The following is a 23521-nucleotide window of genomic DNA, read 5'->3' as shown; positions in this document are numbered from 1 at the left end:
TTTGCCAAGCAAAGCTTGTGTAATCGCTGTGTGTGGTGGGTTGACCCGCACCGGGGGGATGGATGGAGAAACTAGGAAGCCAAAACGACTAGATGGTTAACGAACGCCGACTGGTAAGAGAATGGTTAGCAGGTTCACCGCACACTTTCTATGATTCCCCCAGGTGACGGTATGGGACTTCCCACGTCCCGGGGACCCTGCGAACAGATCGGATGATTAACGGTCCGGACTCGGGTAGGCGTCTCGGACCATGCCACTCGCGACCCCCACTCTGGCGCCCCCGCCTGCGAAGACCCCGGTCGTCCCGGCCCCACCCGGGCACCCCCGCACCCGACTTCTCGCCCTCGACGGACTGCGGCTCGCCGCCGCCCTGATGGTCTGCCTCTACCACTACGCGGGACGCGGCGGAGTCGTCTCCGCGTCCTGGCACCAGAACCCCGAGCACGTCTTCCCGACCCTGTCCCGGGCGGCCGTCTACGGCTGTCTCGGCGTCGAGTTCTTCTTCGTCATCAGCGGCTTCGTGATCTGCATGAGCAGCTGGGGCCGCTCGCTGGGCGACTTCTTCCGCTCCCGCGCGGCCCGCCTCTACCCCGCCTACTGGGTCGCTCTGGTGCTGGTCACCGGGGCGTCCCTGGTCCTGCCCGCCGTCGTCCACCCGGTCCGCCTCGACGAGTTCCTGGTCAACCTGACGATGCTCCAACAGCCCATGGGCGTACCGCGGGTGCTCGGCGTCTGCTGGACGCTCTGGGTCGAGGTCCGCTTCTACGCGCTGTTCGCGCTGACCGTCGTCCTGCCGGGCGTCACCTACCGCAGAGTGGTGCTGTTCTGCTCGGTGTGGACCCTGGCCGCCGTCCTGTCCACCGCGGCCGGCGACGGGTCATGGGCCCAGCTGGTCGTGATGCCCCAGTACGCTCCCTACTTCATCGGAGGCCTGGCCCTCTACCTCGTCCACCGCTTCGGCAACCGGCTGCTGCCCTGGGGCATCGTGGCGCTCTCCTGGATCCTCGGGCTGCGTACGGCCACCGAGGGGCTGTGGCACGCGGGCACACCGCGCGACCCGTACGTCGTGATGCTCGTCGTCACCCTGGCGTACGCCGCGGTGGCGGCGGTGGCGGCGGGCTGGACGCGGTGGGCGGCGTGGCCGTGGCTGACCACGGCCGGGGCACTGACGTACCCCTTCTACCTCGTGCACGAACACCTCGGATGGTTCGTGATCCGGGTGCTGCACCGAGGGTGGGGGGTGCCGCCGTGGCCCACGTTGGCGGTGACGGTGCTCACGATGCTCGGGCTCGCCTGGCTGCTCCACCGCTTCGTGGAGACACCGTTCGGGCCACGGCTGAGGAAGGCGCTGAAAGCCCCGCCGCCCGCGACCGGGTAGGGGTGTTTTCAGGACCGCGGAAAGCCCTCGTCCGGATGTCCGGCCGGGATACGGAGGCGCAGATTCCTTGCAGTTGTTCCATAATGCGCACCACCTCATGGTTGGCAACATGTCGCGGCCCTGAATTCCGCCGTTCACGCGGTTGTACGGAGGCATAACCTCCACTTACCAAGGTCAGCCGGAAACCGCTTGTACGACGTGATCAGCTCTTCATAGCGTGTGATCCGTAAGAAGCCAGCGATGCACGTGGGAACAAAGGAGAGCTCGTGAGGTCTCGTTTCCGTTCATCGGCTGCCGCCGCTGCGGCAGTGGCGTTGGCCGCATTCGGTGCGGTGGGGCTGTCGTCCTCACCCGCGGCCGCCGCAACCGCCACCTGTTTCGGCTACACGGGAAACGTCAACGATTACGGGTACGACTACGTAGCCTGGCAGTACGGGCCCGACGAGTGCTTCGGGGTCGCGCCCTCCGGAACCATCTGGCACACCTGGTCGGGCGCCGGCGGCTGGAAGGAAATGCCGGGCAACGGCAAAGCCCTGCGCCTCGTCGGCTATTTCGAGAGCTCCGCCGGAAAGGCCGTCAAGGTCGTGACGGCGGCCGGAAACTACTACTGCAACTATGACGACTACGCGACGAACACGTGGGGCGGCTGGTACGGAACGAACACCGACCACTGCTGAAATCCCACGAGCCCGGTTCTGGCTGATGTCGTCACATCATCCAGAACCGGGCTCTTCACGTTCGACCATCTCTTTCGTACCGCGCCGCGATCCCCGCGATGACCACTTCCAGACCCTCTTCGAAGTGGCGGTCGTAGTCGTCGAAGATTTCCTTTCCCGCCGCCGCCGCCAGCGGGAACTCGGCCAGTCGGCGGGCACGTTCCGCGAGGCCGTAACCCTCACGGCGTTCATCCGGGAGGGGCTGTACGCCCTGCTCTTCCGTCACGAAGCCGATGGTGTAGGCGTTCGTCGTCATGCCCGCCTGGGCCGCCTGGGCGAGGGTGAAGCCGGCCTCCGTCATCATGCGCAGGTAGGCCTCCTGCTCGGGGGCGTGGTCGATGCCCGTGAAGCGTGAGCCGCTGTAGACCTTCGCGCCGTCGCGGTAGCCGAGCAGGGCCGTGCGCAGCCCTCCGCTCACCGTGCGCAGCCCGTCCTGCCAGGTGCCGGCGGGGTCGAGCCGGGTGACCGCGGCCATGCGGCGGTACATCTCCGTCGCCATCTCGTCGAGCAGCGCCTGCTTGTCCTTGAAGTGCCAGTAGAGGGCCGGGGCCTTGACGTCCAGTTCCTTGGCGATGGCCCGCAGGGTCAGCCCCTCCAGACCGGCCTCGTTCAGCAGGCGCAGGGCCGTGTCGGCGACCCGGCGGCGGTCGAGGGGGGCGCGTCGTTCCGTACTCACGCTTGACAGCTTAACAGCGTTAAGGGCAGCCTTGCCGTCGACGGCACTTAACGACGTTAAGGAGAAATGCGATGGATGCGATGGATGTACTGGTCGTGGGCGCCGGGCCCACCGGGCTCGCCCTCGGGATCGACCTCGCCCGGCGCGGGGTGGACGCACGGGTCGTGGAGGCCGGCGAGAAGCTGTTCCCTGGCTCGCGCGGCAAGGGGATCCAGCCCCGGACGCAGGAGGTGTACGACGACCTCGGCGTGCTCGACGCGATGCGCGCGGCCGGCGGCCCCTACCCGCCCCAGCTGCTCTGGAAGAACGGCGAGCCCCTCGGGACGAAGCCGATGTTCGACTCGGTGGCGGCGGACGAGGGGGCGCCGTACACCGAACCGCTGATGGTCGCGCAGTGGCGCACGCAGGAGGTGCTGTACGCGCGGCTGCGGGAGCTGGGCGGCCGGGTCGCGTTCGGGCGCGGACTGACGGGCCTGGAACAGGACGCGGAGGGGGTGACCGCCCGCTTCGCCGACGGCACCTCGGCTCGCGCACGGTATGTCGTGGCGGCGGACGGCGGGCGTTCGACCGTACGGCGTGCGGTGGGCGTCGGGATGACCGGCGAGCCGGTCGACCCGAGCCCCTTCCTGGTGGCCGACCTGCGCGTGCGGGGCCTCGACCGCGAGCACTGGCACACCTTCGTCGGCGACGACGGCTGCGGCGTGGCGCTGTGCCCGCTGGCCGGCACCGACGACTTCCAGCTGAGCGCCCGGCTGCCCGAGGGCACGGAGACCGACCTGTCCCTGGACGGCCTGCGCCGGCTGGTGACGACGTACACCCACCTCGACGCGGCGGACATCGCCGAGGTGCGCTGGGCCTCCGACTTCCGCCCCCGCGCCGCGCTGGCCGACCGGTTCCGGGTGGGCCGGGTCTTCCTGGCCGGCGACGCGGCCCATGTCCACTCCCCGGCCGGCGGCCAGGGCCTGAACACCAGCGTCCAGGACGCCTACAACCTGGGCTGGAAGCTGGCCGCGGTGCTCGCCGGGCGGGCCCCGGAAGCGCTCCTGGACACGTACGAGGAGGAGCGCCGGGCGAACGCCGCCGCCATGCTGGGCCTCTCGACGAGCGTCCACCGCGGCGAGGTCCGGCGGGGCGAGGCCACCGTGCAGCTGGGCATCGGCTACCGGGAGTCCTCGCTGACCGAGGAGACCCGGGCGCATCCCGGACCGGTGCGGGCGGGCGACCGCGCGCCCGACGGCCGGAACGCGGACGGGGTGCGGATGTTCGACGCGTTCCGGGGGCCGCACTGGACGCTGCTGACCCCGGAACCGGTGACCGGCATGGACGGCGGCCTGCCGGCCCCGGAGTCGTACGGCCCGGGTGTGTTCCTGGTCCGCCCGGACGGCTATGTGGGCTGGGCGGGTGAGACGGCCGAGGGACTGCGGGCGTACGCGGCGCGCACCGGGGCCTGAGCGCTCCGGGCCGCCGAGCAGCTCACCGAGCGTCGGTGAGCAGCGCGCTCAGGCGCTGGCCAGCGTCAGCTTCACCGCGAACCCGAGGAACAGCACCCCCGCCGCCGACGTGGCCGTCGCCGCCATCCGCTTGCGGCGGCGGAACGCGTCGGCCAGCTTGGTGCCGCTGAATATCAGGGCGCTGAGATAGAGGAAGCTGGCCAGCTGGGCGAAGGTGCCGAGGACGACGAAGGACAGCGCCGGGTAGGCGTACCCCGGGTCGACGAACTGCACGAAGAAGGCGATGAAGAACAGGATCGCCTTCGGGTTGAAGAGGCTGATCACCAGGGCCCGGCGGTACGGGCGCTCCTGCGCCGGGGCGGCGGCCGGTGCCGTCCGCTCCGCCGCCTGTTCCCTTCGCGACCGCCACGTCGCCCAGGCCGCCCGCAGCATCCCTGCCGCCAGCCAGGTGAGATAGCCGGCGCCCGCGTACTTCACGATCCCGAACAGCACGACGTTGGCCTTGAGCAGCGAGGCCACCCCGGCCGCCGACAGCGTCATCAGCACGGTGTCCCCGCACCACACGCCCGCGGCGGCGGTGTAACCGGCCCGGATGCCCTGCCGGGCGGCGACGGACAGCACGTAGAGGGAGTTGGGGCCGGGCAGCAGGACGATCAGGACGAGTCCTGCCAGGTAGGTGGGGAGATCGATGACGCCGAACATGAGACGTAGTCTCGCACGCGGGTCCGACAGCGCCCCGGGTGCCGTACGGCCCTGGGTGCCTTCGTCAGAACGCGTCCGTCAGAACGCGTCCGTCGGGACGTACACCCCCCACACCTCCCGCAGCGCGTCGCACACCTCGCCCACCGTGGCCCGCGCCCGCAGCGCCTCCTTCATCGGGGGAAGCACGTTGTCGTCGCCCTCGGCGGCCTTCTGCAGGGCGGCGAGGGCCCCGGCGACGGCCGCCCGGTCGCGGTCGGCGCGCAGCAGGGCGAGGCGCTCCGCCTGCCGGGCCTCGATGGCCGGGTCGACGCGCAGCGGCTCGTACGGCTCCTCCTCGTCCAGCCGGAAGCGGTTGACGCCGACCACCACCCGCTCCCCGGCGTCGGTCTCCTGCGCGATGCGGTAGGCGTTCCGCTCGATCTCGCCCTTCTGGAAGCCGTGCTCGATCGCCGCCACCGCGCCGCCGAGGTCCTCGACCCGCCGCATCAGAGCGAGGGCCGCCGCCTCCACGTCGTCCGTCATCCGCTCCACCGCGTACGAACCCGCGAAGGGGTCGACCGTCGCCGTCACGTCGGTCTCGTACGCCAGCACCTGCTGGGTGCGCAGGGCCAGGCGGGCGCTCGTGTCGGTCGGCAGCGCGATCGCCTCGTCGAAGGAGTTGGTGTGTAGCGACTGGGTGCCGCCGAGGACCGCGCCCAGGGCCTGGACCGCCACCCGCACCAGGTTCACCTCCGGCTGCTGGGCCGTCAGCTGGACGCCGGCCGTCTGGGTGTGGAAGCGCAGCATCAGCGACCTGGGGTCCCGCGCGCCGAACTCCTCCCGCATCACCCGCGCCCAGATCCGGCGCGCCGCACGGAACTTGGCGACCTCCTCCAGGAACGTCGTACGCGCCACGAAGAAGAAGGACAGACGCGGCGCGAACTCGTCGACGTCCATGCCGGCCGCGACCGCCGTGCGCACGTACTCGATGCCGTCGGCCAGGGTGAAGGCGATCTCCTGCACGGGGGAGGCCCCCGCCTCGGCCATGTGGTAGCCGGAGATCGAGATCGTGTTCCAGCGCGGGATCGCGGTCCGGCAGTACCCGAAGACGTCCGCGGTCAGCCGCAGGGACGGCTTGGGCGGGAAGATGTACGTACCCCGCGCGATGTACTCCTTCAGGACGTCGTTCTGGATGGTGCCGGTCAGGGCCGCCGCCGGTACGCCCTGCTCCTCCGCCACCAGCTGGTACAGCAGCAAGAGCACGGCCGCCGGTGCGTTGATCGTCATCGACGTCGAGACCCTGTCCAGGGGGATCCCGCCGAAGAGCACCCGCATGTCGTCGACCGAGTCGATCGCCACCCCCACCTTGCCGACCTCGCCGTGCGCGAGGGGCGCGTCCGAGTCGTGGCCCATCTGGGTGGGCAGGTCGAAGGCGACGGAGAGACCGGTGGTGCCGTGCTCGATGAGCTGCCGGTAGCGGGCGTTGGACTCCGCGGCCGTACCGAACCCCGCGTACTGGCGCATGGTCCAGGGACGGCCGGTGTACATCTTCGGGTAGACGCCCCGGGTGTAGGGGTACGCCCCCGGGTCGCCGAGCTTCCCGGCCGGATCCCAGCCCGCGAGGTCTCCCGGACCGTAGACCGGCTCGACGGGCAGTCCGGACTCGGACTCACGGGCCATGACGGTGACCTCCGCAGTACGCCGATACGCCAATATGCCGGTACGTCTGTTGGTTCCTACGATGCCCCTTTGTTCAACGGCGGTCACGCGGGGAAGCATCCTCGGCATGAAGTTCTCGGGGTACTCGGGGATCCTGGCCGCCGTACTGGCCGTGCTGTGCGGGTGCACGGTGCAGCCACCGGGCGGCGGGGACGCCAAGGGGCACTCGCCCGTCCACATCGACCTGCCGCACAGCCCGACACCCGTCGGCACCGCTCCCGCCCCTCCCCCTCCCGCCGCTCCCGCCACCTCCGCCTCCCCGTCGCCGTCCGCCGTCGAGACCGTCCCGCCGCACATCGTGTTCACCCGCGGCGACACCGGCACCGGCGTCCGCGAGCTCCAGGCCCGGCTGCGCCAGGTCGCCTGGCTGTTCGACGGGCCGACGGGGACCTACGACGACCTCACCGCCCAGGCCGTCGAGGGCTTCCAGGGCAAGCGCGGGCTGCCGCAGACGGGCGAGACCGACGCCGTGACCTGGCGGCGGCTGGTGCGGATGACGCACAGGCCGGGGAAGTGGGAGCTGTACCTGATGGGCGGTCAGCCGGCCGCCGCGCCCGATCCGCGGTGTCTGACCGGGCGGGTGCTGTGCATCAGCAAGACCAGCCGGACGCTGCGCTGGATGATCGACGGGCGGACGGTGTCGACGATGTCGGTGCGGTTCGGGGCGCAGTACACCCCGACCCGTGAGGGGGTGTTCCACGTCTACTGGAAGTCCCGCCACCACGTGTCGACGCTCTACCACTCGTCGATGCCGTACGCGATGTTCTTCAGCGGCGGCCAGGCGGTCCACTACTCCTACGACTTCGCGGCGAGGGGCTACGCGGGCGGCTCGCACGGGTGCGTCAACGTGCGGGACGAGGCGGCGATCGCGGATCTGTTCGCCCAGGTGAGGAACGGCGACAAGGTCGTCGTCTCCTGGTGAGCGGATGACGAGCGGGGCGCGGGCGGGACCGGGGGAACGTGTCCCGCCCGCGCCGATGCACGAGCCACGGGTACGGGGGGAACCCCGGCTCTGTGCGACGGCCGATGACCAGTCGGCTCACTCTGTACTGCGCCACCGCCGCCGAAAACGTCACACCCTGCGGGAAAAAAGTTCAGGGACTTTTAAAAACGCAGGTCACAGCGGTGCGCAAAGGTCAGAGTGCGCTGTACGTGGGGCTGGGCGAGGTGGCGGGCCGGTTGGGCCGCAGGGGCGTGAAGGCGGTCGGGGCGGGTGTGGCCACGCCGTCCTGGTGGTGGTCGTTGCCCCAGCCGTCGCCCTTGCCGCCGCCGGTGCCCGGCCGGACCTCGTCGTCGCCTCCCGGGCCGCTGTTGTCGCCCTGGCCGTCGTTCTGGCCGCCCTGGCCGCTGTCGCCGCCCTTGCCGTCGCCGGAGACGCCGTCCCTGCCGTTCAGCCCGTCCCTGAGGACGGCCTTGCAGAACTTGTCCACCCGGCCGGCGCCGCCCGCCAGTCCCTCCAGAGCACTCCTGCGGTCGGCGCCCAGGGACTTGCCGTTCCGGATCGCGCGGCAGGACGTCAGCGCACCGCTCCACCCGCCGGACGGGATGCCGGCCGACCCCGTGTCCCGGTTCTTCGACCTGCCGGACGGGTCGGGCGAGGGCTGCCCGGAGCCGCCGGACGTGGCGTCGGAGGACGGCGTCCGGGTCTCGCCGCCGAGCAGCGACTCGGGCGACTGCGAGCCCTGCGGGCGTGCGGGGGTCCCGGCGGCCGAGACGGAGGCGGCCGGTCCGGGGTGGTTGTCGTCGAACGGCGTCGGCAGCACCCCGGTGCCCGCGGCCACCGCGACCCCGCCGAGCATGCCGACGGTCAGCGCGGCGGCGAGGCCGAGCCGTGCGGGGCGGGCCCAGCCCGGGGCCCGGGCCGGCCGGGAGCCTGCGCCGATACGGAAGAGGCCCGCGTCGGCGTCCCGCGCGCCCCTGCCCGGCCACGCGGCGGCACCGGTCCGCGCGGCCACGGCGGTCCGTGCGTCCTCGGCGGATTCGCGCGCTTTGCGGAAGGCAGCCACCGCGGCTTCCTCACCGGGGAGTTCGGCGGCGGCCGGCGTGGCCCGCGCGGAGAGCGCGCCGAGCGTGTCGGCGAGGCGTTCTGCCTGGTCACGGGCGGTGGCGTCGACAGCTTCGAGCGGCTCACCGCGCAGCAGGCGTTCCGCCGTCACCCGGTTCAGCCACTTGTACTGCTCGTCGGCCATCACATGTCCTTCTGCGTCCGCGAACGCGTATGCGTCACACTCGCGGACGTCACCGCACGAGCGTTCGGTTCTCGCTGGGGCGGCAGCGCGTCGAGGACGCCTGCCGCCTCGGGGTCGGCCCCGAGCAGTTCCGCGAGTTTCTTCAACCCCCGATGGGCCGCCGTCCGTACCGCGCCGGCGCGCTTGCCGAGGGTCTCGGCGGCGGTCTTGGCGTCGAGGCCCATGACGACCCTGAGGACGACGGCCTCGGCCTGGTCCTGCGGCAGCCGGGCGATGAGGGAGAGGGTGGAGTCGGTGGCCAGCGCCTCGATGGCCTCGCCGGCGGTGTCCGACTCGGCGGCCCGGCCGGTCAGTTCCGTCTCGTCGCCGCCGATCGCGGGGCGGCGGCCGCGCATCCGTATGTGGTCGAGGGCGCGGTTGCGGGCGATCCTGGCGGCCCAGCCGCGGAACCGGTCCGCGTCACCGCTGAACCGGTCGAGGTCCCGGGCGATCTGCAGCCAGGCCTCGGAGGCGACGTCCTCGGCGTCCGGATCGCCGACCAGCGTGCGGACGTATCCGAGCAGGCGGGGCTGCACCGCGCGATAGACGATGCGGAACGCGGTCTCGTCCCCGTCCTGTGCAGCACGTACCGCGGCGGTCAACTCCGCGTCGTCCCCCAGCACCCGTGTGTTCCCTACTTTGGGCCTGAACCGGCGCCGCTCTCGCGGTCGTGGTTCTCGCCGTCGTGGTTCATCGATTGATCGTTGCGGTGTTCGGGACCGCAGATCGTTGCGGTGGTCATGCGTCCTCCGCGGCCCGGCGCGAACTGCACGTTACGACTTGAAACCGCTCGCCGTCCACGTCCGTACAGAGTGCAACTAACTCGTGACGCCCTCGGGTGTGACAGAAAACGCACTCATGGCGCTGAACACAGTACGGGCCGCCGCGCGGCCCGTGCCGCGCGACGGCCGGGGCCTCTCCTGTGGGGGGTGGCGGCCCCGGCCGTTGCTTCGGTGCTGCGCCCTCGGCCTGTTCACGCGCCTGCGCGGCCCCCAATTCCCCTTTTCTCGCGGGTCGTCGACGACGCCGACGGGCGGCGAGTGACGTTTGGTCAGGACCGGACGCTGTCTCTAAGCGTTACCTGTGCGACAGGTGTGTAAGGCGTGACAGTGATGGTTCTTTCCTAGGGGTGGGGACGAGTGAGTCCACGCGGGAAGCGTGCGTACAGACCGTTGAGCATGAGACGACGGGCGTGGCTGACGCTCGGCGCGGTGGTCCTGGGCGGCGGGGGTGTGGTGACGTACGCGGTTGCCAGCCCGTCCTCCGGCCACGGGGCCGGCGGGCAGGCCAGGCGGCCGGTGAAGGTCTACGACCTGGCGCTGAAGGGCACCACGAACGGCACTCGGGAGCTGCCGCGCACCGGCACCGGGCAGTTCTCACTGCTCGGCGTCTCCTGGACGGGAGCGGCGAAGCGGCTGCACGGCACGGCGCAGGTGCGCACCCGGAGCGTCGAGAGCGGTGAGTGGACCGCCTGGCACGATCTGGAGGCGGCCGACCCGCTGGAGGACCCGGAGGCCGGCCCCGACGCGCGCGGCGCGTCCGAGCCGCTGTGGGTGGGGCCCTCCGACGGCGTCCAGGTCCAGGTCGTCCACGAGGACGGCTCCGCCGCCGGTCTGCCGAAGGGGCTCCAGGTGAACCTGGTCGACCCCGGCGTGGCGACCGCCGCGGAGACCGAGGCGGAACCGGCCGCGTTCGTGGCGGACGGCACCCCGGGCGACAGCGCGTCACCCACGGATTCCGCCTCGCCCGGTGACTCCGTGTCCCCGGCCGACTCGGCTTCCCCCGCGGACTCCGCGTCGCCCACCGGGTCCGTGACGCCGACCGACTCCGGGCCGGCCACCGACTCGGCCCCGCCGAGCGCCTCCCCTTCCCCCACCGGGACGGACAGCGCGTCCGCGAGCCCGTCGGCCTCCATCACCCCCACTGCGCCCCCGTCCACGGTGCCCGGGCCACCGATCGTCTCGCGGGCCGGCTGGGGCGCCGACGAGTCGCTGAGCCCCGACCCGTCGGACTACAACACGGACGTGAAGGCCGTCTTCGTCCACCACACGGACGGCACCAACGACTACACGTGCGCGGAATCCCCGGCGATCGTGCGGGGCATCTACGCGTACCACACGCAGACCGAGCACTGGAACGACATCGGCTACAACTTCCTGGTCGACAAGTGCGGCACGATCTTCGAGGGCCGCAAGGGCGGTGTCGGCCTGCCGGTGCTCGGCGCGCACACCTACGGCTGGAACCGGGAGTCGGCCGGTATCGCCGTGCTCGGTGACTACACCTCGGCCGGTGCCACGGACGCGGCCCTGACGTCGATCGCCCGTCTCGCGGCCTGGAAGCTAGGCCAGTACGGCGCCGACCCGGCCGGTACCGTCAAGCTCACGGCGGGCGCGACCCAGACCAACTACTTCGGCACCAGCTTCACTTCGGGCACCGCGTACACCTTCAACCGGATCTCCGGTCACCGCGACGGCTACAACACCCAGTGCCCCGGCAACTCGCTCTACCCCCAGCTGCCGACCGTCCGCGCCTGGGCGGCCGGCCCGGTGCAGGGCCTGAAGCTCATCTCGCTGTCGGGTGCGAGCCCGTCCGGCTCGACGTACTACGCCAGGGGCGCGGTCACGGCGAAGTGGTCGACGACCACGCCCGGTGCGCTGATCTCGACGTTCGAGGTGCTGGTGGACGGCAAGGTGGCGGCCACCGCCTCCGGTACGGCGACCTCGGCGAGCGCCACGCTCGCCGCGGGCAGCCACACCGTCGCCGTCCGGGCCGTGCACCAGTCCGGCAAGACCACGACGACCGCGGCACTGACCGTCGTCACCGACACCACCGCGCCCACCTTCACCACCGCGCCGAAGCTCTCCCTGCGCACCGGCACCGTCAGCACCACCGCGGTCCCGGTCACCCTCGGCTGGAAGGCCGCCGACAACGCGGCCCTGAAGTCGGCGAGCCTGCTGTCCCCGACGACGGCCGCCTTCGGCCCGACCACCACCAGCTCCAGCCGCACCGCCAAGCCCGGCACCGCGTCCACCTGGTCGATGAAGGCGTCCGACTACGCGGGCAACACCCGCACCTCGTCCCCCTCCTTCACCCCGGTGATCCTGCAGGAGACCTCGGCCGCCAGGTCCGGGAGCTGGACGACCCGTTCGTCCACCAGCTACCTGGGCGGCAAGTCGTACTCCAGCGGTTCCAAGGGCGCGAGCCTGAGCTGGACCTTCACCGGCCGGTCCGCCTCCTGGGTGGTCAGCCGCGCGTCCACCTCGGGTCAGGCGTACGTGTACGTCGACGGCGCCAAGGTCGCGACCGTCGACCTGAAGTCCACGACGACCTCGTACCGCCAGGCGATCTGGACCAGGACCTGGTCGAGCAGTGCCAAGCACACCGTGAAGGTCGTGGTGGTCGGCACCAGCGGCCGCCCGACGGTCACGACGGACGGCCTGGTCTACATCAAGTAGTCCTTCAGGCAGCCGAGTCCACCGGTTCGGGCGCCCGCTCCTGCGCTGTCTGCGGGGTGGGCGCCCGGTCCGCGTTCACGACCACCCCGGCGATCAGGGCACCCAGCAGCAGTGCGGCCATCGCCCACCAGGTGGCCACGTTGAAGCCGTGCACGGCGGCCTTCGCCTCCAGCAGCGCCCGGTTCGGGATGCTCGCGGCATGGGCGGTGGCGTACCGGGTGGTGACGCTCGCCGCGATGGTGTTGAGGAGTGCCGTGCCGATCGAACCGCCCACCTGCTGGGCGGTGTTGAAGGTGGCCGAGGCCGCGCCCGAGTCGCGCGGGGCGACGTTGCCGGTGGCCAGGGAGACGGAGGTCATCATCGCCGTGCCCATGCCGAGGCCGAGCATCAGCATGCCGGGCAGGATGTGCGAGGCGTACGCCGGTTCGACCCCGACCTGGGCTATCAGCGCCAGCGCTCCGGCCGCCAGCAGCAGCCCGGGCACGATCAGCACGCGGGGCGGGACCCGGTGCAGCAGCCGGGCGGCGATCTGGGTCGAGCCGGTGACCATGCCGACGGTGATGGGGAGATAGGCGACGCCGGTCTTCACCGGCGAGTAGCCGAGGACGCGTTGCATGTAGTACGTCAGGAAGAGGAAGACGCCGAACATGCCGACGGTCACCAGCAGCACGGTGAGGAACGCGCCGATGCGCTGCCGGTCGCGTACGACGGTCATCGGGAGCAGCGGGACCGGGGCGCGGGTCTGCCAGTAGCCGAAGAGGCCGAGCAGCGCGACCCCGCCGATCAGGAGCGCGAGGACCAGGCCGTCGGTCCAGCTCCGGGACTCCGCCTCGGAGAAGCCGTAGACCAGGGAGAGCATGCCGGCCGAGCCGAGCAGGGCGCCGGGGACGTCGAGGCGGGAGTCGGGGTGGCGGCCGCCGCCGGGCAGCAGCGCCCAGGCGCCGGCGAAGGCGACCAGCGCGATCGGCACGTTGACGTACAGGCACCAGCGCCAGTCCAGGTACTGGGTGAGGAAGCCGCCCGCGAGCAGCCCGACCGCCGCGCCCGCGCCGATGATGGCGCCGAAGATGCCGAACGCCTTCCCTCGGTCCTTCGGGTCGGTGAACGTCGTCGCGAGCAGCGACAGCGCGGCCGGCGCGAGCAGCGCGGCGAACACGCCCTGCAGCGCCCGCGCCCCGAACAGCATCCCCTGGTTCGCCGCGGCCCCGCCGAGCGCGGAGGCGGCCGCGAAGCCGACCAGGCCGGTCATGAACGCCACCCGGCGTCCGGCCAGGTCGGCGATCCGGCCGCCGAGCAGCAGCAGTCCGCCGAAGGCGAGGGTGTAGGCGGTGATCACCCACTGCCGGTTGCCGTCGGACATGTGCAGAGCGACCTGGGCGGAGGGGAGCGCGATGTTGACGATGGTCATGTCGAGCACGACCATCAGCTGGGCCAGTGCGATGACGACCAGAGCCCACCAGCGTCGATTGTCGGCCATGGGGCAATCGTGCTCCGCCTCCGGCCAGTTGGGAACGCCCGCGTCTCTTATTACCGTGTTTTTGCCGAGCCGCGCGCCGCCCCGCCCGCTACCCCAGGGCGTCCCGGCACAGCAGCCGCAGCGAACCGCTGCCGCCGTAGCAGCACCGGGCCTCGTCGATCGGGTCCCAGAGCCGGCCGTCGGGGGTGCGGATCCAGTGGTCGCCGCCGGACGACCACCACTCGGCGCCGGTGTGACGGACGATCACCTCACCGGCGTAGGCCCCGAGACCGCGCAGCGTCTCCCGCACCGCGTCGTAGGGCGCATCCTCCCGGCGTATCTCCTCGATCATGCGGTCGACCCGCCACAGGCTCTGCGCCGAGTAGTCGAGCCGGACCCGGGCGCCCTCGCGCATCACGGCGACCGCGTCCGCGGCCCACCGGGCCGGTCTGGCGGCGGCGTGCGGCCTGGTCTGCTGCTGCGCGGTCCCATGGCGAGGTGTCACGTAGTGGGCTGTCACACAGGGAACAGCGAGGTGGGCGGCGGATTCGTCACCCGGATCCGGGGGTGTTCCCGCTACCGGCGCAGGACCCGCGCACCGCCCTCACCAATGGTTCACCCCAGCCCGCGGGCCCGCCGCGACACCACCGCGCGCAGCACCCGGCGGCCCTCGGTGGAGACGTCCAGCGCCCGGCGCAGCCCGGCCGCGCCGTGCCCCGCGAGCAGTTCCAGCACCGTGACCTGGCGGCGCAGTTCGGCGGCGACCAGCGGGGACATGCCCTCGGTACCGCCCTCGCGGCGGGTGTCGACCGAGGGTGCCGCGTCCTCGGCGGGGTCGAGGAGCCGGTGGATCTGCAGCGAGGCGACGGAACAGGCGTCGGCCCACAGGCGGACGCCCGCGGCCTCCTGCGACACGGGCGCGGCGTCGAGCATCCGCCGGGCGAGCTCCTCGGCTTCGTCGGCCTGCCCGCCCGCGCTCCTGCCGCTCTCGTCGCCGGCGCCGAGCGAGCCGCGCGCCTTCTCCAGTCCCGCGCTCCAGTCGGAGCCGTCGGCGAGGCTCGCCCACAGCGGCCGCAGCACCAGGTCGTCCCCGCCCAGCAGCGGCACGCACCGATCCAAACAAGCCAGTCCGCTGGCTGCCAGTCCGCGTTCATCGGCCTGAGCGATCAGCTCCACCAGGCTCATCCCACGCCTCCCAGAAACGGTACATACCAAGGCCCACTTGCACGGAGCTCGTACTTTCCCTAACTGCGTGCGACGGTACGGCAGTGTCACACAGCCAGGACACCCGGGATCAGGAGGAGTCCGAAGAAAGGCTTTTCGGCCAACGGCAGACGTGCGGCCGTGACTCAGAACGCGGCCGGAGCGGTGCCCGCCATCGCCTTCTCGTGCTGCATGCGGGTCAGCCGCAGGACGAGGAGGATCGCGAGGACGGCGGCGGCGATGTCGAGGGAGTCCGAGAGGATCAACCGCAGGGCGCCGTCGTGGACCTGGGCCGCGCCCTCGGCCTCGTCGCCGTAGCCGGTCGCCCCGGCACGGTCGGCGAACAGCGAGGCGAGCCACAGCGCCCACCAGGTGTTGACCAGCGTGTGCGAACGGGTCGTACCCCAGGGGCTGCTGGCGTCCCAGATGTCGAGGGTGATCCGGCGCGGGTACCAGAGGTTGACGACCGGCACGAACCAGCCGCCGATCGCCCAGCCCGGCGACTTGCGGTGCCCGAGCGGGTCGAAGACCTGGGCGTTGGCCCGCACCCGCTGGAACCAGCACAGGTAGACGATCACGCAGGCGACCAGCGAGACGGCCTGGGCACCGGCGGCCACACCCAGCAGCTCGTCGGCGCGGTCGGCCCGGCGGAACGCGGCAGCGCCGGTCTCGCCGTCGGCCAGGGCGCCCGTGGCGTCGTACTGCAGGACGTCCGCCCAGACGGCGAAGAGGTCGGCGGCGACGACCGCCCCGAGCAGTACGGCGGCGGCCCAGCCGAGACCCACGGGGGAGCGCAGCCACAGCCCCGGCGTGCTGCCGAAGGCCGGGGCCGGCTCGGGCGAGTCGCCGAGGCAGCGGTGGCACAGGGTGGCGCCGGGCGCGGCGGCGAAGTGGTGGCAACGGGCGCAGATCAAGACGGTTCCCCCGGGACGCGGCAGTGCACGGAACCCTCCCCTGGCCCGCGCGCGGAATGCGGAACATACGGCCCGTCACCGCCGCACGTCCACCGTTGTTCCCGTATCAGCCCAGGCGGTTCGCGAGCGCCTTGAAGTCCGTCCAGGACATCGCCGGGGTGGTCTCCGGGTCCCAGAGCTTCTCGATGGTGGCCCGCAGCGGCATCCGGATGCCGGCCGCCACCTGGTCCTGGGTCTGGGAGTTCGCGAGGTCGCACCAGACGGCGAAGGAGCCGCCGAGGACCTGGGGTTCGTACCGCGCGGCCACGGCCGAGGTGCCGCGCAGCATGCGCGGGATCCACCGCTCGTAGATGCGCTCTCCGGTCGGATAGACGAAGGTGTTGGGCTCGCCGAGGACGTAGTACAGGTACTCGTCGTTGTAGTTGAGGACCTTGCGGCCCGCCCTCAGGTACTCCACGGGCTGCCGGGCACCGATCTCCTTGCCGGTCCAGTAGGCGACCTGGAGGTCGTCGGCGGGCTGCACGGAGGCGCCCCGGAGGAAGCCGTCGTTCCAGGCCCGCATGGTGCGTTCGTGGGCGCGGACGGTGTCGGCGCGGGCGTTCAGCCAGCCGGTGGTGAGGTCGGCGACGGTGGCGCCGGAGCCGTACTCCCGCTGGGCGGCGGCCGCGAGCTGCGGGTAGGAGGCCTGCGGGTTCGCGACGGTCAGGGCCTGGTACTCGTCGCCGCCGAGGTTCCAGTAGGAGCCGGGGAACAGGCCGGCGTACTCGTCGAGCAGGTCGTCGACGAGCTTCGCCGAGGCGTCCTTGGAGATGTCGATGGCGCCCCTGGTGGCGACGCCCTGCGCGTTGCGCAGCTGCAGCTCCGGGTGGGCGGCGAGGACGGCGCCGAGGTGTCCCGGCGAGTCGATCTCCGGTACGACCTGGATGTGCCGGGCGGCGGCGAGCGCGACGATCTCCTTCACCTGGGCCTTGGTCAGGTGGTCCCGGGAGACGATCTCGGGGTGGGTGTCGGACTCGATCCGGAAGCCCTGGTCGTCGGAGAAGTGCAGCCCGAGTTCGTTGAACTTCAGATCGCCGAGTTCTCGTATCCGGGCCTCTATCCAGCCCGCGGTGAACGGCTTGCGCGCGATGTCCAGCATGAACCCGCGCTGCGGCTTGGCCGGCTGGTCCCGCACCACCCCCTCCGGGGCCGTACCGCCGCCGTGCACCTCCTGCTTGAGGGTCCGGGTGCCGTAGAAGACGCCCACGTCCCCGGGCCCACTGATCCGGACCGACCCGCCGCGCACGGTCATGGTGTACGACTCCGGGTCCCCGCTGCCGCCGAGGTCGAGCCGCAGGTCGCCCGGCCGGACGTCGTCGTTCGCGCCCTTCTGCCCGGCGTACGCCAGCCCCAGCTCGCCCGCGGTCAGCCGCCCCTCGTCGGCCAGCGCCGCGTTGCTCACCACGACCCGGCCGCCCTGCCGAGGGCGCCAGCCGGGGCCGCGGGCCGCGGTGTGTGAGCGGACGGCCGGGATGGTGCGGGGGGCCTGGGAGAGGGGGTAGCTGCGGGTGGGCGTGGGAGTGGGGGTCGGCGCCCCGGAGCGTGCGCCGGACGAGGCCCCCCGGTCGCTTCCGGAGGGCTGCCGGGCCGCTCCGGGGGTGTTCCCGCCGTCGCCGCCCGAGGAGGCCCATACTCCGATACCCGTTCCGAGCGCGACGGTCCCCGCGAAGGCCGCGGCGACCACCACCGCCCGCCTCCGCGCGAACTGCCGTGTCGACGGCCTGCGCCTGTGCTGGCTCACGGCTACAACCTACGACGCACCCGCCGCACAGCCGTCATCGACGCAATCTGAAACTCTCCCGTTCGGGTGAAATTCAGGCAACCAACGGACACACCGTGAACGTCCTCGATAACGTCGACGACACATCTCTCACAGCATCCCCTGCCACCCCTGCCGCACCGCATGTGACGCGAGGACCCACGCTGCCCGCCCACCGCCTGCCCCATCTCCCCACCCCGCTGGACGCCTTCAACGCCGCCCCCGACGACGAGGCCGGCGCGCTGCTCCTGCACTGCCTGCACAGTGTGCGCTGGTCCCGCCGCATCGCCGACCACCGTCCCTACCCCGACGTGGAGTCCCTCCTGGCCGCGGCGGACGAGGCGGCGTACGACCTGTCCCCGGAGGACCTCTCGGAGGCCCTGGCGGGCGAGTGCCTCCCGGAGCTGCCCGAGGACACGTACTCGGCGGCCCACACGGCCCTGACGGCGGCACACGCGGCCTACGAGGCCAAGTTCGGACACGTGTTCGTGATCCACCTGGGCGACACGCCGCCCACGGAATCCCTGGACCACGTCCTGGAAGGCATCCGGTCACGTTTGACAAACGATCCGGAGGAGGAACGGATCGTGACGGCGGAGGAGCTCCGGCGCCTTGCACGGGGACGTCTGCTGCAACTCCTCAGGGGCGCGGGGAACTGCGCGACCAGCCCCAACGCTCCCGCACCCGGCAAATAACAGGACAACCCACCCCGGACTCCGCCCGGCTAACCCATACGCGTGCCACTTTGATCACACCGGTAGGCCCGGCGTAAGCCCAGCGGTGGCGCCTCGCTACGATGCTGGGGGCCGGTGGACCGTACCCGGCCGGGCCCGACCGACACCCACAAGCCGGCGCGGCCCCGATACCCCGCTCCCGGAGGGACTTCCGTGCCGGCTGGAACGCTGTACCGCGGCCGGGAAGGAATGTGGTCCTGGGTGGCTCACCGAGTCACCGGCGTCCTCATTTTCTTCTTCCTGTTCGTTCACGTGCTGGACACCGCTCTCGTCCGCGTCTCCCCCGAGGACTACGACAAGGTCGTAGCCACGTACAAGACGCCGATCGTCGCATTGCTGGAGTACGGCCTCGTGGCCGCCATCCTCTTCCACGCGCTCAACGGCCTGCGTGTCATCGCCGTCGACTTCTGGTCGAAGGGCCCGCGCTACCAGAAGCAGATGCTCTGGACGGTCGTCGGTGTCTGGGTCGTCCTGATGGCCGGGGCCGTTTACCCCGTTCTCGGCCACGCCGCTCGTGTCCTGTTCGGGAGCTGACGCAGATGTCGACCACTGAAACCACCGCAGCCGGCGTCGGCCCCGTCGAGGGCGCGCCCCTCTTCAACGTCGACAACCCGGCCCCCCTCATCGAGGCCCCGCGCAAGCGCACCAAGAAGACCCCGCGCTCCACCCGCGGCAACTTCGAGATGGCCGCCTGGCTGTTCATGCGCCTGTCCGGTGTCGTGCTGGTCGTCCTGGTCCTCGGCCACCTGCTGATCCAGCTGGTGCTCGACGGCGGCGTGTCGAAGATCGGCTTCGCCTTCGTGGCCGGCCGCTGGGCGAGCCCCTTCTGGCAGGTCTGGGACCTGCTGATGCTCTGGCTCGCGATGCTGCACGGCGCGAACGGCCTGCGCACGATCATCAACGACTACGCGGAGCGCGCGAACACCCGGCTGTGGCTCAAGGGCCTGCTCTACACGGCCACGGTGTTCACCATCCTGCTGGGCTCGCTGGTGATCTTCACCTTCGACCCGAACATCCGCTAGGCACGGGGCTGCGAGAATCATGAAGATCCACAAGTACGACACCGTCATCGTGGGCGCCGGCGGCGCCGGCATGCGCGCGGCCATCGAGTCGACGAAGCGCAGCCGCACCGCGGTCCTGACCAAGCTCTACCCCACCCGCTCCCACACGGGCGCCGCGCAGGGCGGCATGGCCGCCGCGCTCGCCAACGTGGAGGAGGACAACTGGGAGTGGCACACCTTCGACACGGTCAAGGGCGGTGACTACCTGGTCGACCAGGACGCCGCCGAGATCCTGGCGAAGGAGGCCATCGACGCCGTCCTCGACCTGGAGAAGATGGGCCTGCCGTTCAACCGGACGCCGAACGGCACCATCGACCAGCGCCGCTTCGGCGGTCACAGCCGCAACCACGGCGAGGCGCCGGTCCGCCGGTCCTGCTACGCGGCCGACCGCACCGGCCACATGATCCTCCAGACGCTGTACCAGAACTGCGTGAAGGAGGGCGTGGAGTTCTTCAACGAGTTCTACGTCCTCGACCAGCTGATGACCGAGGAAGACGGCGTCAAGAAGTCGGCGGGCGTCGTCGCGTACGAGCTGGCCACCGGTGAGATCCACGTCTTCCAGGCGAAGGCCGTCATCTACGCCTCCGGCGGCACCGGCAAGTTCTTCAAGGTGACGTCCAACGCGCACACCCTGACGGGCGACGGCCAGGCGGCGGTCTACCGCCGGGGCCTGCCGCTGGAGGACATGGAGTTCTTCCAGTTCCACCCGACCGGCATCTGGCGCATGGGCATCCTGCTGACGGAGGGCGCCCGCGGTGAGGGCGGCATCCTCCGCAACAAGGACGGCGAGCGCTTCATGGAGAAGTACGCGCCGGTCATGAAGGACCTCGCGTCCCGTGACGTCGTCTCCCGCTCCATCTACACGGAGATCCGCGAGGGCCGCGGCTGCGGTCCCGAGGGCGACCACGTCTACCTCGACCTCACCCACCTCCCGCCGGAGCAGCTGGACGCGAAGCTCCCGGACATCACGGAGTTCGCGCGCACGTACCTGGGCATCGAGCCGTACACGGACCCGATCCCGATCCAGCCGACCGCGCACTACGCGATGGGCGGCATCCCGACCAACGTCGAGGGCGAGGTCCTCTCGGACAACACCACGGTCGTCCCGGGCCTGTACGCGGCCGGCGAGGTCGCCTGTGTGTCGGTGCACGGCGCCAACCGCCTCGGCACCAACTCGCTCCTGGACATCAACGTGTTCGGCCGTCGGGCGGGCATCGCGGCCGCCGAGTACGCGCACGGTCACGAGTACGTGGAACTCCCGGAGAACCCGGCCGAGCTCGTCGTCTCCCAGATCGAGCGGCTGCGCTCCTCGACGGGCAACGAGCGGGTCGCCACGCTCCGCCGGGAGCTGCAGGAGACCATGGACGCCAACGTCATGGTGTTCCGCACCGAGCAGACGATCAAGACGGCGGTCGAGAAGATCGCGGAGCTGCGCGAGCGCTACAAGAACGTCTCGATCCAGGACAAGGGCAAGCGGTTCAACACGGACCTGCTGGAGGCCATCGAGCTCGGCAACCTGCTCGACCTCGCCGAGGTCATGGCGGTCTCCGCGCTGGCCCGCAAGGAGTCCCGCGGCGGTCACTACCGCGAGGACTACCCCAACCGCGACGACGTCAACTTCATGCGCCACACCATGGCGTACCGCGAGGTGGGCGACGACGGCGCCGAGTCCATCCGTCTCGATTACAAGCCGGTCGTCCAGACCCGCTACCAGCCGATGGAGCGTAAGTACTGATGGCAACCCCCGTTCTGGACAAGGCGGACGCGGCCGGCCAGCCCGAGCCCGGCTTCGCCGACTCCCCGTACATCACGGTCACCTTCCGGGTCCGCCGCTTCAACCCGGAGGTCTCCGCGGACGCGGTCTGGGAAGACTTCCAGCTGGAGATCGACCCGAAGGAGCGCGTCCTCGACGGCCTCCACAAGATCAAGTGGGACGTCGACGGCACGCTGACCTTCCGCCGTTCCTGTGCGCACGGCATCTGCGGCTCGGACGCGATGCGGATCAACGGCAAGAACCGTCTTGCCTGCAAGACCCTCATCAAGGACATCAACCCCGAGAAGCCGATCACGGTCGAGCCCATCAAGGGCCTGACGGTCCTGAAGGACCTGGTCGTCGACATGGAGCCGTTCTTCCAGGCGTACCGGGACGTCATGCCCTTCCTCATCACGAAGGACACGAACGAGCCCACGCGCGAGCGTCTCCAGTCCGCCGAGGACCGCGAGCGCTTCGACGACACCACGAAGTGCATCCTCTGCGCGGCCTGCACGTCCTCGTGCCCGGTCTTCTGGAACGACGGCCAGTACTTCGGCCCGGCCGCCATCGTCAACGCGCACCGCTTCATCTTCGACTCGCGTGACGAGGCCGGCGAGCAGCGCCTGGAGATCCTCAACGACCGCGACGGCGTCTGGCGCTGCCGCACGACCTTCAACTGCACGGACGCCTGCCCGCGCGGCATCGAGGTCACCAAGGCGATCCAGGAGGTGAAGCGAGCGCTGATCACGCGCCGCTTCTGACCGGACGCCGGAAACCCCCCGAGGGGCCGTTCCTTCCGCACCGCGGAAGGAACGGCCCCTCGCCTTTTGCCCGGCGCGGTCCTTCCGCGTGTCGTCCACCGGTGCGGATGAGCGGTTCTAACCTGACGGTATGTCAGATGACGAATCGTACGAACTGCTCGGGTTCGACAACGTGGTGATGCCCGTCGGGAGACTCGCGGACGCCGTCGCCTTCTACGAGCGGGCCGGGTTCACGGTGGGGTTCCGCTTCGACGAGGGCGGGATCGCCCTGCTGAAGGTCGGGGGCGAGACGCCCGGGATCCTGCTGCGGACCGAGGAGGGGCTGGGGCACCGGCCGGCGGTGTGGGGGTCGCCGCGCGTGTGGCTGGAGGTGCCGGACGCGCGGGGCGCGGCCAGGCGGCTCAAGGAGGCCGGGGTCGCCGTGCTCGACGAGCCGTTCTCCGTGGCCACCGGCTGGACCGTCGAGGTCGCCGACCCCTGGGGGAACATCATCGGCTTCACGGACTACAGCAAGCGGCCGGAGCTGGCGCGGCGCGCGTGAACGGGGTCGCTCCGCAACCGAGTTGAACGTGTTCAAAACTAGGTCTACAGTCATCCCCGTCAGCGTTTTGAACGCGTTCAAGAAGGGGTGGGGCATGGACCGCACGGTCATCGCCTACGTCATCTACCTGCTCGTCAGCATCGGTCTGACCATCTGGGTGGCGCGCACGCTCAGCCGCAACGGGCGGATCTTCCTCTCCGACGTCCTGCACGGCAACGAGCAGCTCGCCGACGCCGTCAACCACCTCCTGGTCGTCGGCTTCTACCTCGTCAACCTCGGCTTCGTCGCGCTCTACCTGCACACCAGCGACACGATCGAGGACACCCGGGGCATCTTCGAGGCACTGTCCGCCAAGCTCGGGGTCGTACTGCTGGTGCTCGGCGTGATGCACCTCGGCAACGTCTACGTGCTCAACCGGATCAGGCGCCGCGGAATCATGGAGAAGGAGCAGTTCCCGCCGGTCCCGCCGCAGGGCTGGACCGCTCCGGCGGCCGGGGCGTGAGCACCGTGACCGCGACCGACGACCGGGGCGCCGTGCGCGTCCCGGTCCGCGGACTCACCGTCCTCTACGACGCCGAGTGCACCCTCTGCACCCACCTGCGCGACTGGCTCGGACGCCAGCCGCAGCTGGTGCCGCTGGAGCTGGTCCCGGCGGGCTCGCCCGAGGCCCGGACCCGCTTCCCGGACCTCGACCACTCGGCCACCCTCGACGAGGTCACCGTCGTCGCCGACTCGGGACAGGTCTACCGGGACACCGCCGCGTGGATCGTGGTGCTCTGGGCCCTGCGGGAGCAGCGGCCGCTCGCCCACCGGCTGAGCACGCCGGCCGGGGCCCGGCTGGCGCGGGGCGCGGTGCTCGCCGCCGCCTGGTGGCGGGGCGGGCTGGGGAACGGGAAGACCTTCCGGCGGGAGGACGGATGGGTGTACGAACCCGGCATCGGGTGGATCTTCAACCCTCCGGGCTGTGCCGGCGGCGTCTGCGCCACTCGTTAGGCT

At 71.1% G+C, this 23521-nt stretch carries 23 protein-coding genes; 13 read left to right on the top strand and 10 right to left on the bottom strand.

Annotated features, from left to right (window positions below):
• Nucleotides 1-250 precede the first annotated feature (250 nt).
• Both ACFY6U_RS33695 and ACFY6U_RS33690 read left to right on the top strand, forming a co-directional pair.
• Nucleotides 251-1378, top strand: a complete 1128-nt coding sequence (locus ACFY6U_RS33695; protein ID WP_390044293.1) for an acyltransferase family protein — start codon at nucleotides 251-253, stop codon at nucleotides 1376-1378.
• A 266-nt stretch (nucleotides 1379-1644) separates the two neighbouring features.
• Nucleotides 1645-2055, top strand: coding sequence for a hypothetical protein (locus ACFY6U_RS33690; protein WP_390044291.1), 411 nt, complete (start codon nucleotides 1645-1647; stop codon nucleotides 2053-2055).
• A 55-nt stretch (nucleotides 2056-2110) separates the two neighbouring features.
• Here the strand turns inward: ACFY6U_RS33690 and ACFY6U_RS33685 are convergent, their stop codons facing one another.
• The gene (locus ACFY6U_RS33685) at nucleotides 2111-2770 is read right to left on the bottom strand and encodes a TetR/AcrR family transcriptional regulator C-terminal domain-containing protein (RefSeq protein ID WP_390044289.1); all 660 of its coding nucleotides are present in this window, start codon (nucleotides 2768-2770) and stop codon (nucleotides 2111-2113) included.
• A 71-nt stretch (nucleotides 2771-2841) separates the two neighbouring features.
• Between ACFY6U_RS33685 and ACFY6U_RS33680 the strand changes: the two genes are divergently transcribed.
• Nucleotides 2842-4221, top strand: coding sequence for an FAD-dependent monooxygenase (locus ACFY6U_RS33680; RefSeq protein ID WP_390044287.1), 1380 nt, complete (start codon nucleotides 2842-2844; stop codon nucleotides 4219-4221).
• Between the two features lie 48 nt (nucleotides 4222-4269).
• On the opposite strand, the gene leuE is transcribed toward ACFY6U_RS33680, so the two are convergent.
• Both leuE and ACFY6U_RS33670 read right to left on the bottom strand, forming a co-directional pair.
• The gene (gene leuE / locus ACFY6U_RS33675) at nucleotides 4270-4923 is read right to left on the bottom strand and encodes a leucine efflux protein LeuE (protein ID WP_390044285.1); all 654 of its coding nucleotides are present in this window, start codon (nucleotides 4921-4923) and stop codon (nucleotides 4270-4272) included.
• A gap of 78 nt (nucleotides 4924-5001) precedes the next feature.
• Entirely contained in the window at nucleotides 5002-6582 is a 1581-nt protein-coding gene (locus tag ACFY6U_RS33670; RefSeq protein ID WP_390044283.1) for a methylmalonyl-CoA mutase, read from the bottom strand.
• A 106-nt stretch (nucleotides 6583-6688) separates the two neighbouring features.
• Between ACFY6U_RS33670 and ACFY6U_RS33665 the strand changes: the two genes are divergently transcribed.
• Nucleotides 6689-7543 (top strand): L,D-transpeptidase family protein, encoded by an 855-nt coding sequence (locus ACFY6U_RS33665; protein ID WP_390044281.1) that lies wholly within the window; start codon nucleotides 6689-6691, stop codon nucleotides 7541-7543.
• A gap of 214 nt (nucleotides 7544-7757) precedes the next feature.
• Here ACFY6U_RS33665 and ACFY6U_RS33660 read toward each other — a convergent pair whose 3' ends face one another.
• Both ACFY6U_RS33660 and ACFY6U_RS33655 read right to left on the bottom strand, forming a co-directional pair.
• Nucleotides 7758-8810: a hypothetical protein gene (locus ACFY6U_RS33660; RefSeq protein ID WP_390044279.1), complete on the bottom strand. Its 1053-nt coding sequence runs from the start codon at nucleotides 8808-8810 to the stop codon at nucleotides 7758-7760.
• Nucleotides 8810-9472, bottom strand: coding sequence for an RNA polymerase sigma factor (locus ACFY6U_RS33655; RefSeq protein ID WP_390044277.1), 663 nt, complete (start codon nucleotides 9470-9472; stop codon nucleotides 8810-8812). Before ACFY6U_RS33655 ends, ACFY6U_RS33660 begins: the two co-directional genes overlap by 1 nt.
• Nucleotides 9473-10027: 555 nt before the next feature.
• On the opposite strand from ACFY6U_RS33655, the gene ACFY6U_RS33650 reads away from it, so the two are divergent.
• The gene (locus tag ACFY6U_RS33650) at nucleotides 10028-12304 is read left to right on the top strand and encodes an N-acetylmuramoyl-L-alanine amidase (protein WP_390044275.1); all 2277 of its coding nucleotides are present in this window, start codon (nucleotides 10028-10030) and stop codon (nucleotides 12302-12304) included.
• A 4-nt stretch (nucleotides 12305-12308) separates the two neighbouring features.
• Here ACFY6U_RS33650 and ACFY6U_RS33645 read toward each other — a convergent pair whose 3' ends face one another.
• The 5 genes from ACFY6U_RS33645 to ACFY6U_RS33625 form a co-directional block, all read right to left on the bottom strand.
• Nucleotides 12309-13781 carry a DHA2 family efflux MFS transporter permease subunit gene (locus ACFY6U_RS33645; RefSeq protein ID WP_390044273.1) on the bottom strand — a complete coding sequence of 491 codons (1473 nt, stop codon included), beginning with the start codon at nucleotides 13779-13781 and terminating at the stop codon, nucleotides 12309-12311.
• An 88-nt stretch (nucleotides 13782-13869) separates the two neighbouring features.
• Complete coding sequence (locus tag ACFY6U_RS33640; RefSeq protein WP_390044271.1) at nucleotides 13870-14265, bottom strand: hypothetical protein; 396 nt, start codon at nucleotides 14263-14265, stop codon at nucleotides 13870-13872.
• A 110-nt stretch (nucleotides 14266-14375) separates the two neighbouring features.
• A complete protein-coding gene (locus tag ACFY6U_RS33635; protein ID WP_390044269.1) occupies nucleotides 14376-14945 on the bottom strand; it encodes a hypothetical protein in 570 nt (189 codons plus the stop codon).
• 164 nt (nucleotides 14946-15109) lie between these two features.
• On the bottom strand, nucleotides 15110-15877 hold the full coding sequence (locus ACFY6U_RS33630) for a DUF4328 domain-containing protein (RefSeq protein ID WP_390044268.1): 768 nt from the start codon (nucleotides 15875-15877) through the stop codon (nucleotides 15110-15112).
• A gap of 106 nt (nucleotides 15878-15983) precedes the next feature.
• Complete coding sequence (locus ACFY6U_RS33625) at nucleotides 15984-17657, bottom strand: glycoside hydrolase family 20 protein (protein WP_390044266.1); 1674 nt, start codon at nucleotides 17655-17657, stop codon at nucleotides 15984-15986.
• 164 nt (nucleotides 17658-17821) lie between these two features.
• On the opposite strand from ACFY6U_RS33625, the gene ACFY6U_RS33620 reads away from it, so the two are divergent.
• The 8 genes from ACFY6U_RS33620 to ACFY6U_RS33585 all read left to right on the top strand — a co-directional run bounded on the left by ACFY6U_RS33620 (nucleotide 17822) and on the right by ACFY6U_RS33585 (nucleotide 23518).
• Nucleotides 17822-18370, top strand: a complete 549-nt coding sequence (locus tag ACFY6U_RS33620) for a 2-oxo-4-hydroxy-4-carboxy-5-ureidoimidazoline decarboxylase (RefSeq protein ID WP_390044264.1) — start codon at nucleotides 17822-17824, stop codon at nucleotides 18368-18370.
• Between the two features lie 192 nt (nucleotides 18371-18562).
• Nucleotides 18563-18943 carry a succinate dehydrogenase, cytochrome b556 subunit gene (sdhC, locus tag ACFY6U_RS33615; RefSeq protein ID WP_071659649.1) on the top strand — a complete coding sequence of 127 codons (381 nt, stop codon included), beginning with the start codon at nucleotides 18563-18565 and terminating at the stop codon, nucleotides 18941-18943.
• A gap of 5 nt (nucleotides 18944-18948) precedes the next feature.
• A complete protein-coding gene (locus tag ACFY6U_RS33610; RefSeq protein WP_390044261.1) occupies nucleotides 18949-19431 on the top strand; it encodes a succinate dehydrogenase hydrophobic membrane anchor subunit in 483 nt (160 codons plus the stop codon).
• A gap of 19 nt (nucleotides 19432-19450) precedes the next feature.
• The gene (sdhA, locus tag ACFY6U_RS33605; RefSeq protein ID WP_390044259.1) at nucleotides 19451-21205 is read left to right on the top strand and encodes a succinate dehydrogenase flavoprotein subunit; all 1755 of its coding nucleotides are present in this window, start codon (nucleotides 19451-19453) and stop codon (nucleotides 21203-21205) included.
• Nucleotides 21205-21984 (top strand): succinate dehydrogenase iron-sulfur subunit, encoded by a 780-nt coding sequence (locus tag ACFY6U_RS33600; RefSeq protein WP_046729767.1) that lies wholly within the window; start codon nucleotides 21205-21207, stop codon nucleotides 21982-21984. The genes sdhA and ACFY6U_RS33600 overlap by 1 nt, the downstream gene beginning before the upstream one ends.
• Before the next feature lie 130 nt (nucleotides 21985-22114).
• A complete protein-coding gene (locus ACFY6U_RS33595) occupies nucleotides 22115-22525 on the top strand; it encodes a VOC family protein (protein WP_390044257.1) in 411 nt (136 codons plus the stop codon).
• A 94-nt stretch (nucleotides 22526-22619) separates the two neighbouring features.
• The gene (locus tag ACFY6U_RS33590; protein ID WP_351485382.1) at nucleotides 22620-23027 is read left to right on the top strand and encodes a hypothetical protein; all 408 of its coding nucleotides are present in this window, start codon (nucleotides 22620-22622) and stop codon (nucleotides 23025-23027) included.
• Entirely contained in the window at nucleotides 23024-23518 is a 495-nt protein-coding gene (locus tag ACFY6U_RS33585) for a thiol-disulfide oxidoreductase DCC family protein (RefSeq protein ID WP_390044255.1), read from the top strand. The genes ACFY6U_RS33590 and ACFY6U_RS33585 overlap by 4 nt, the downstream gene beginning before the upstream one ends.
• The last annotated feature ends 3 nt before the right edge of the window (nucleotides 23519-23521 follow it).

Origin of the sequence: Streptomyces sp. NPDC013157 (assembly GCF_042899865.1) — a bacterium.
Taxonomy (GTDB): domain Bacteria; phylum Actinomycetota; class Actinomycetes; order Streptomycetales; family Streptomycetaceae; genus Streptomyces.
Note: the sequence above shows the minus strand (reverse complement) of the source record. Positions and strands in the feature narration are given on the sequence as shown.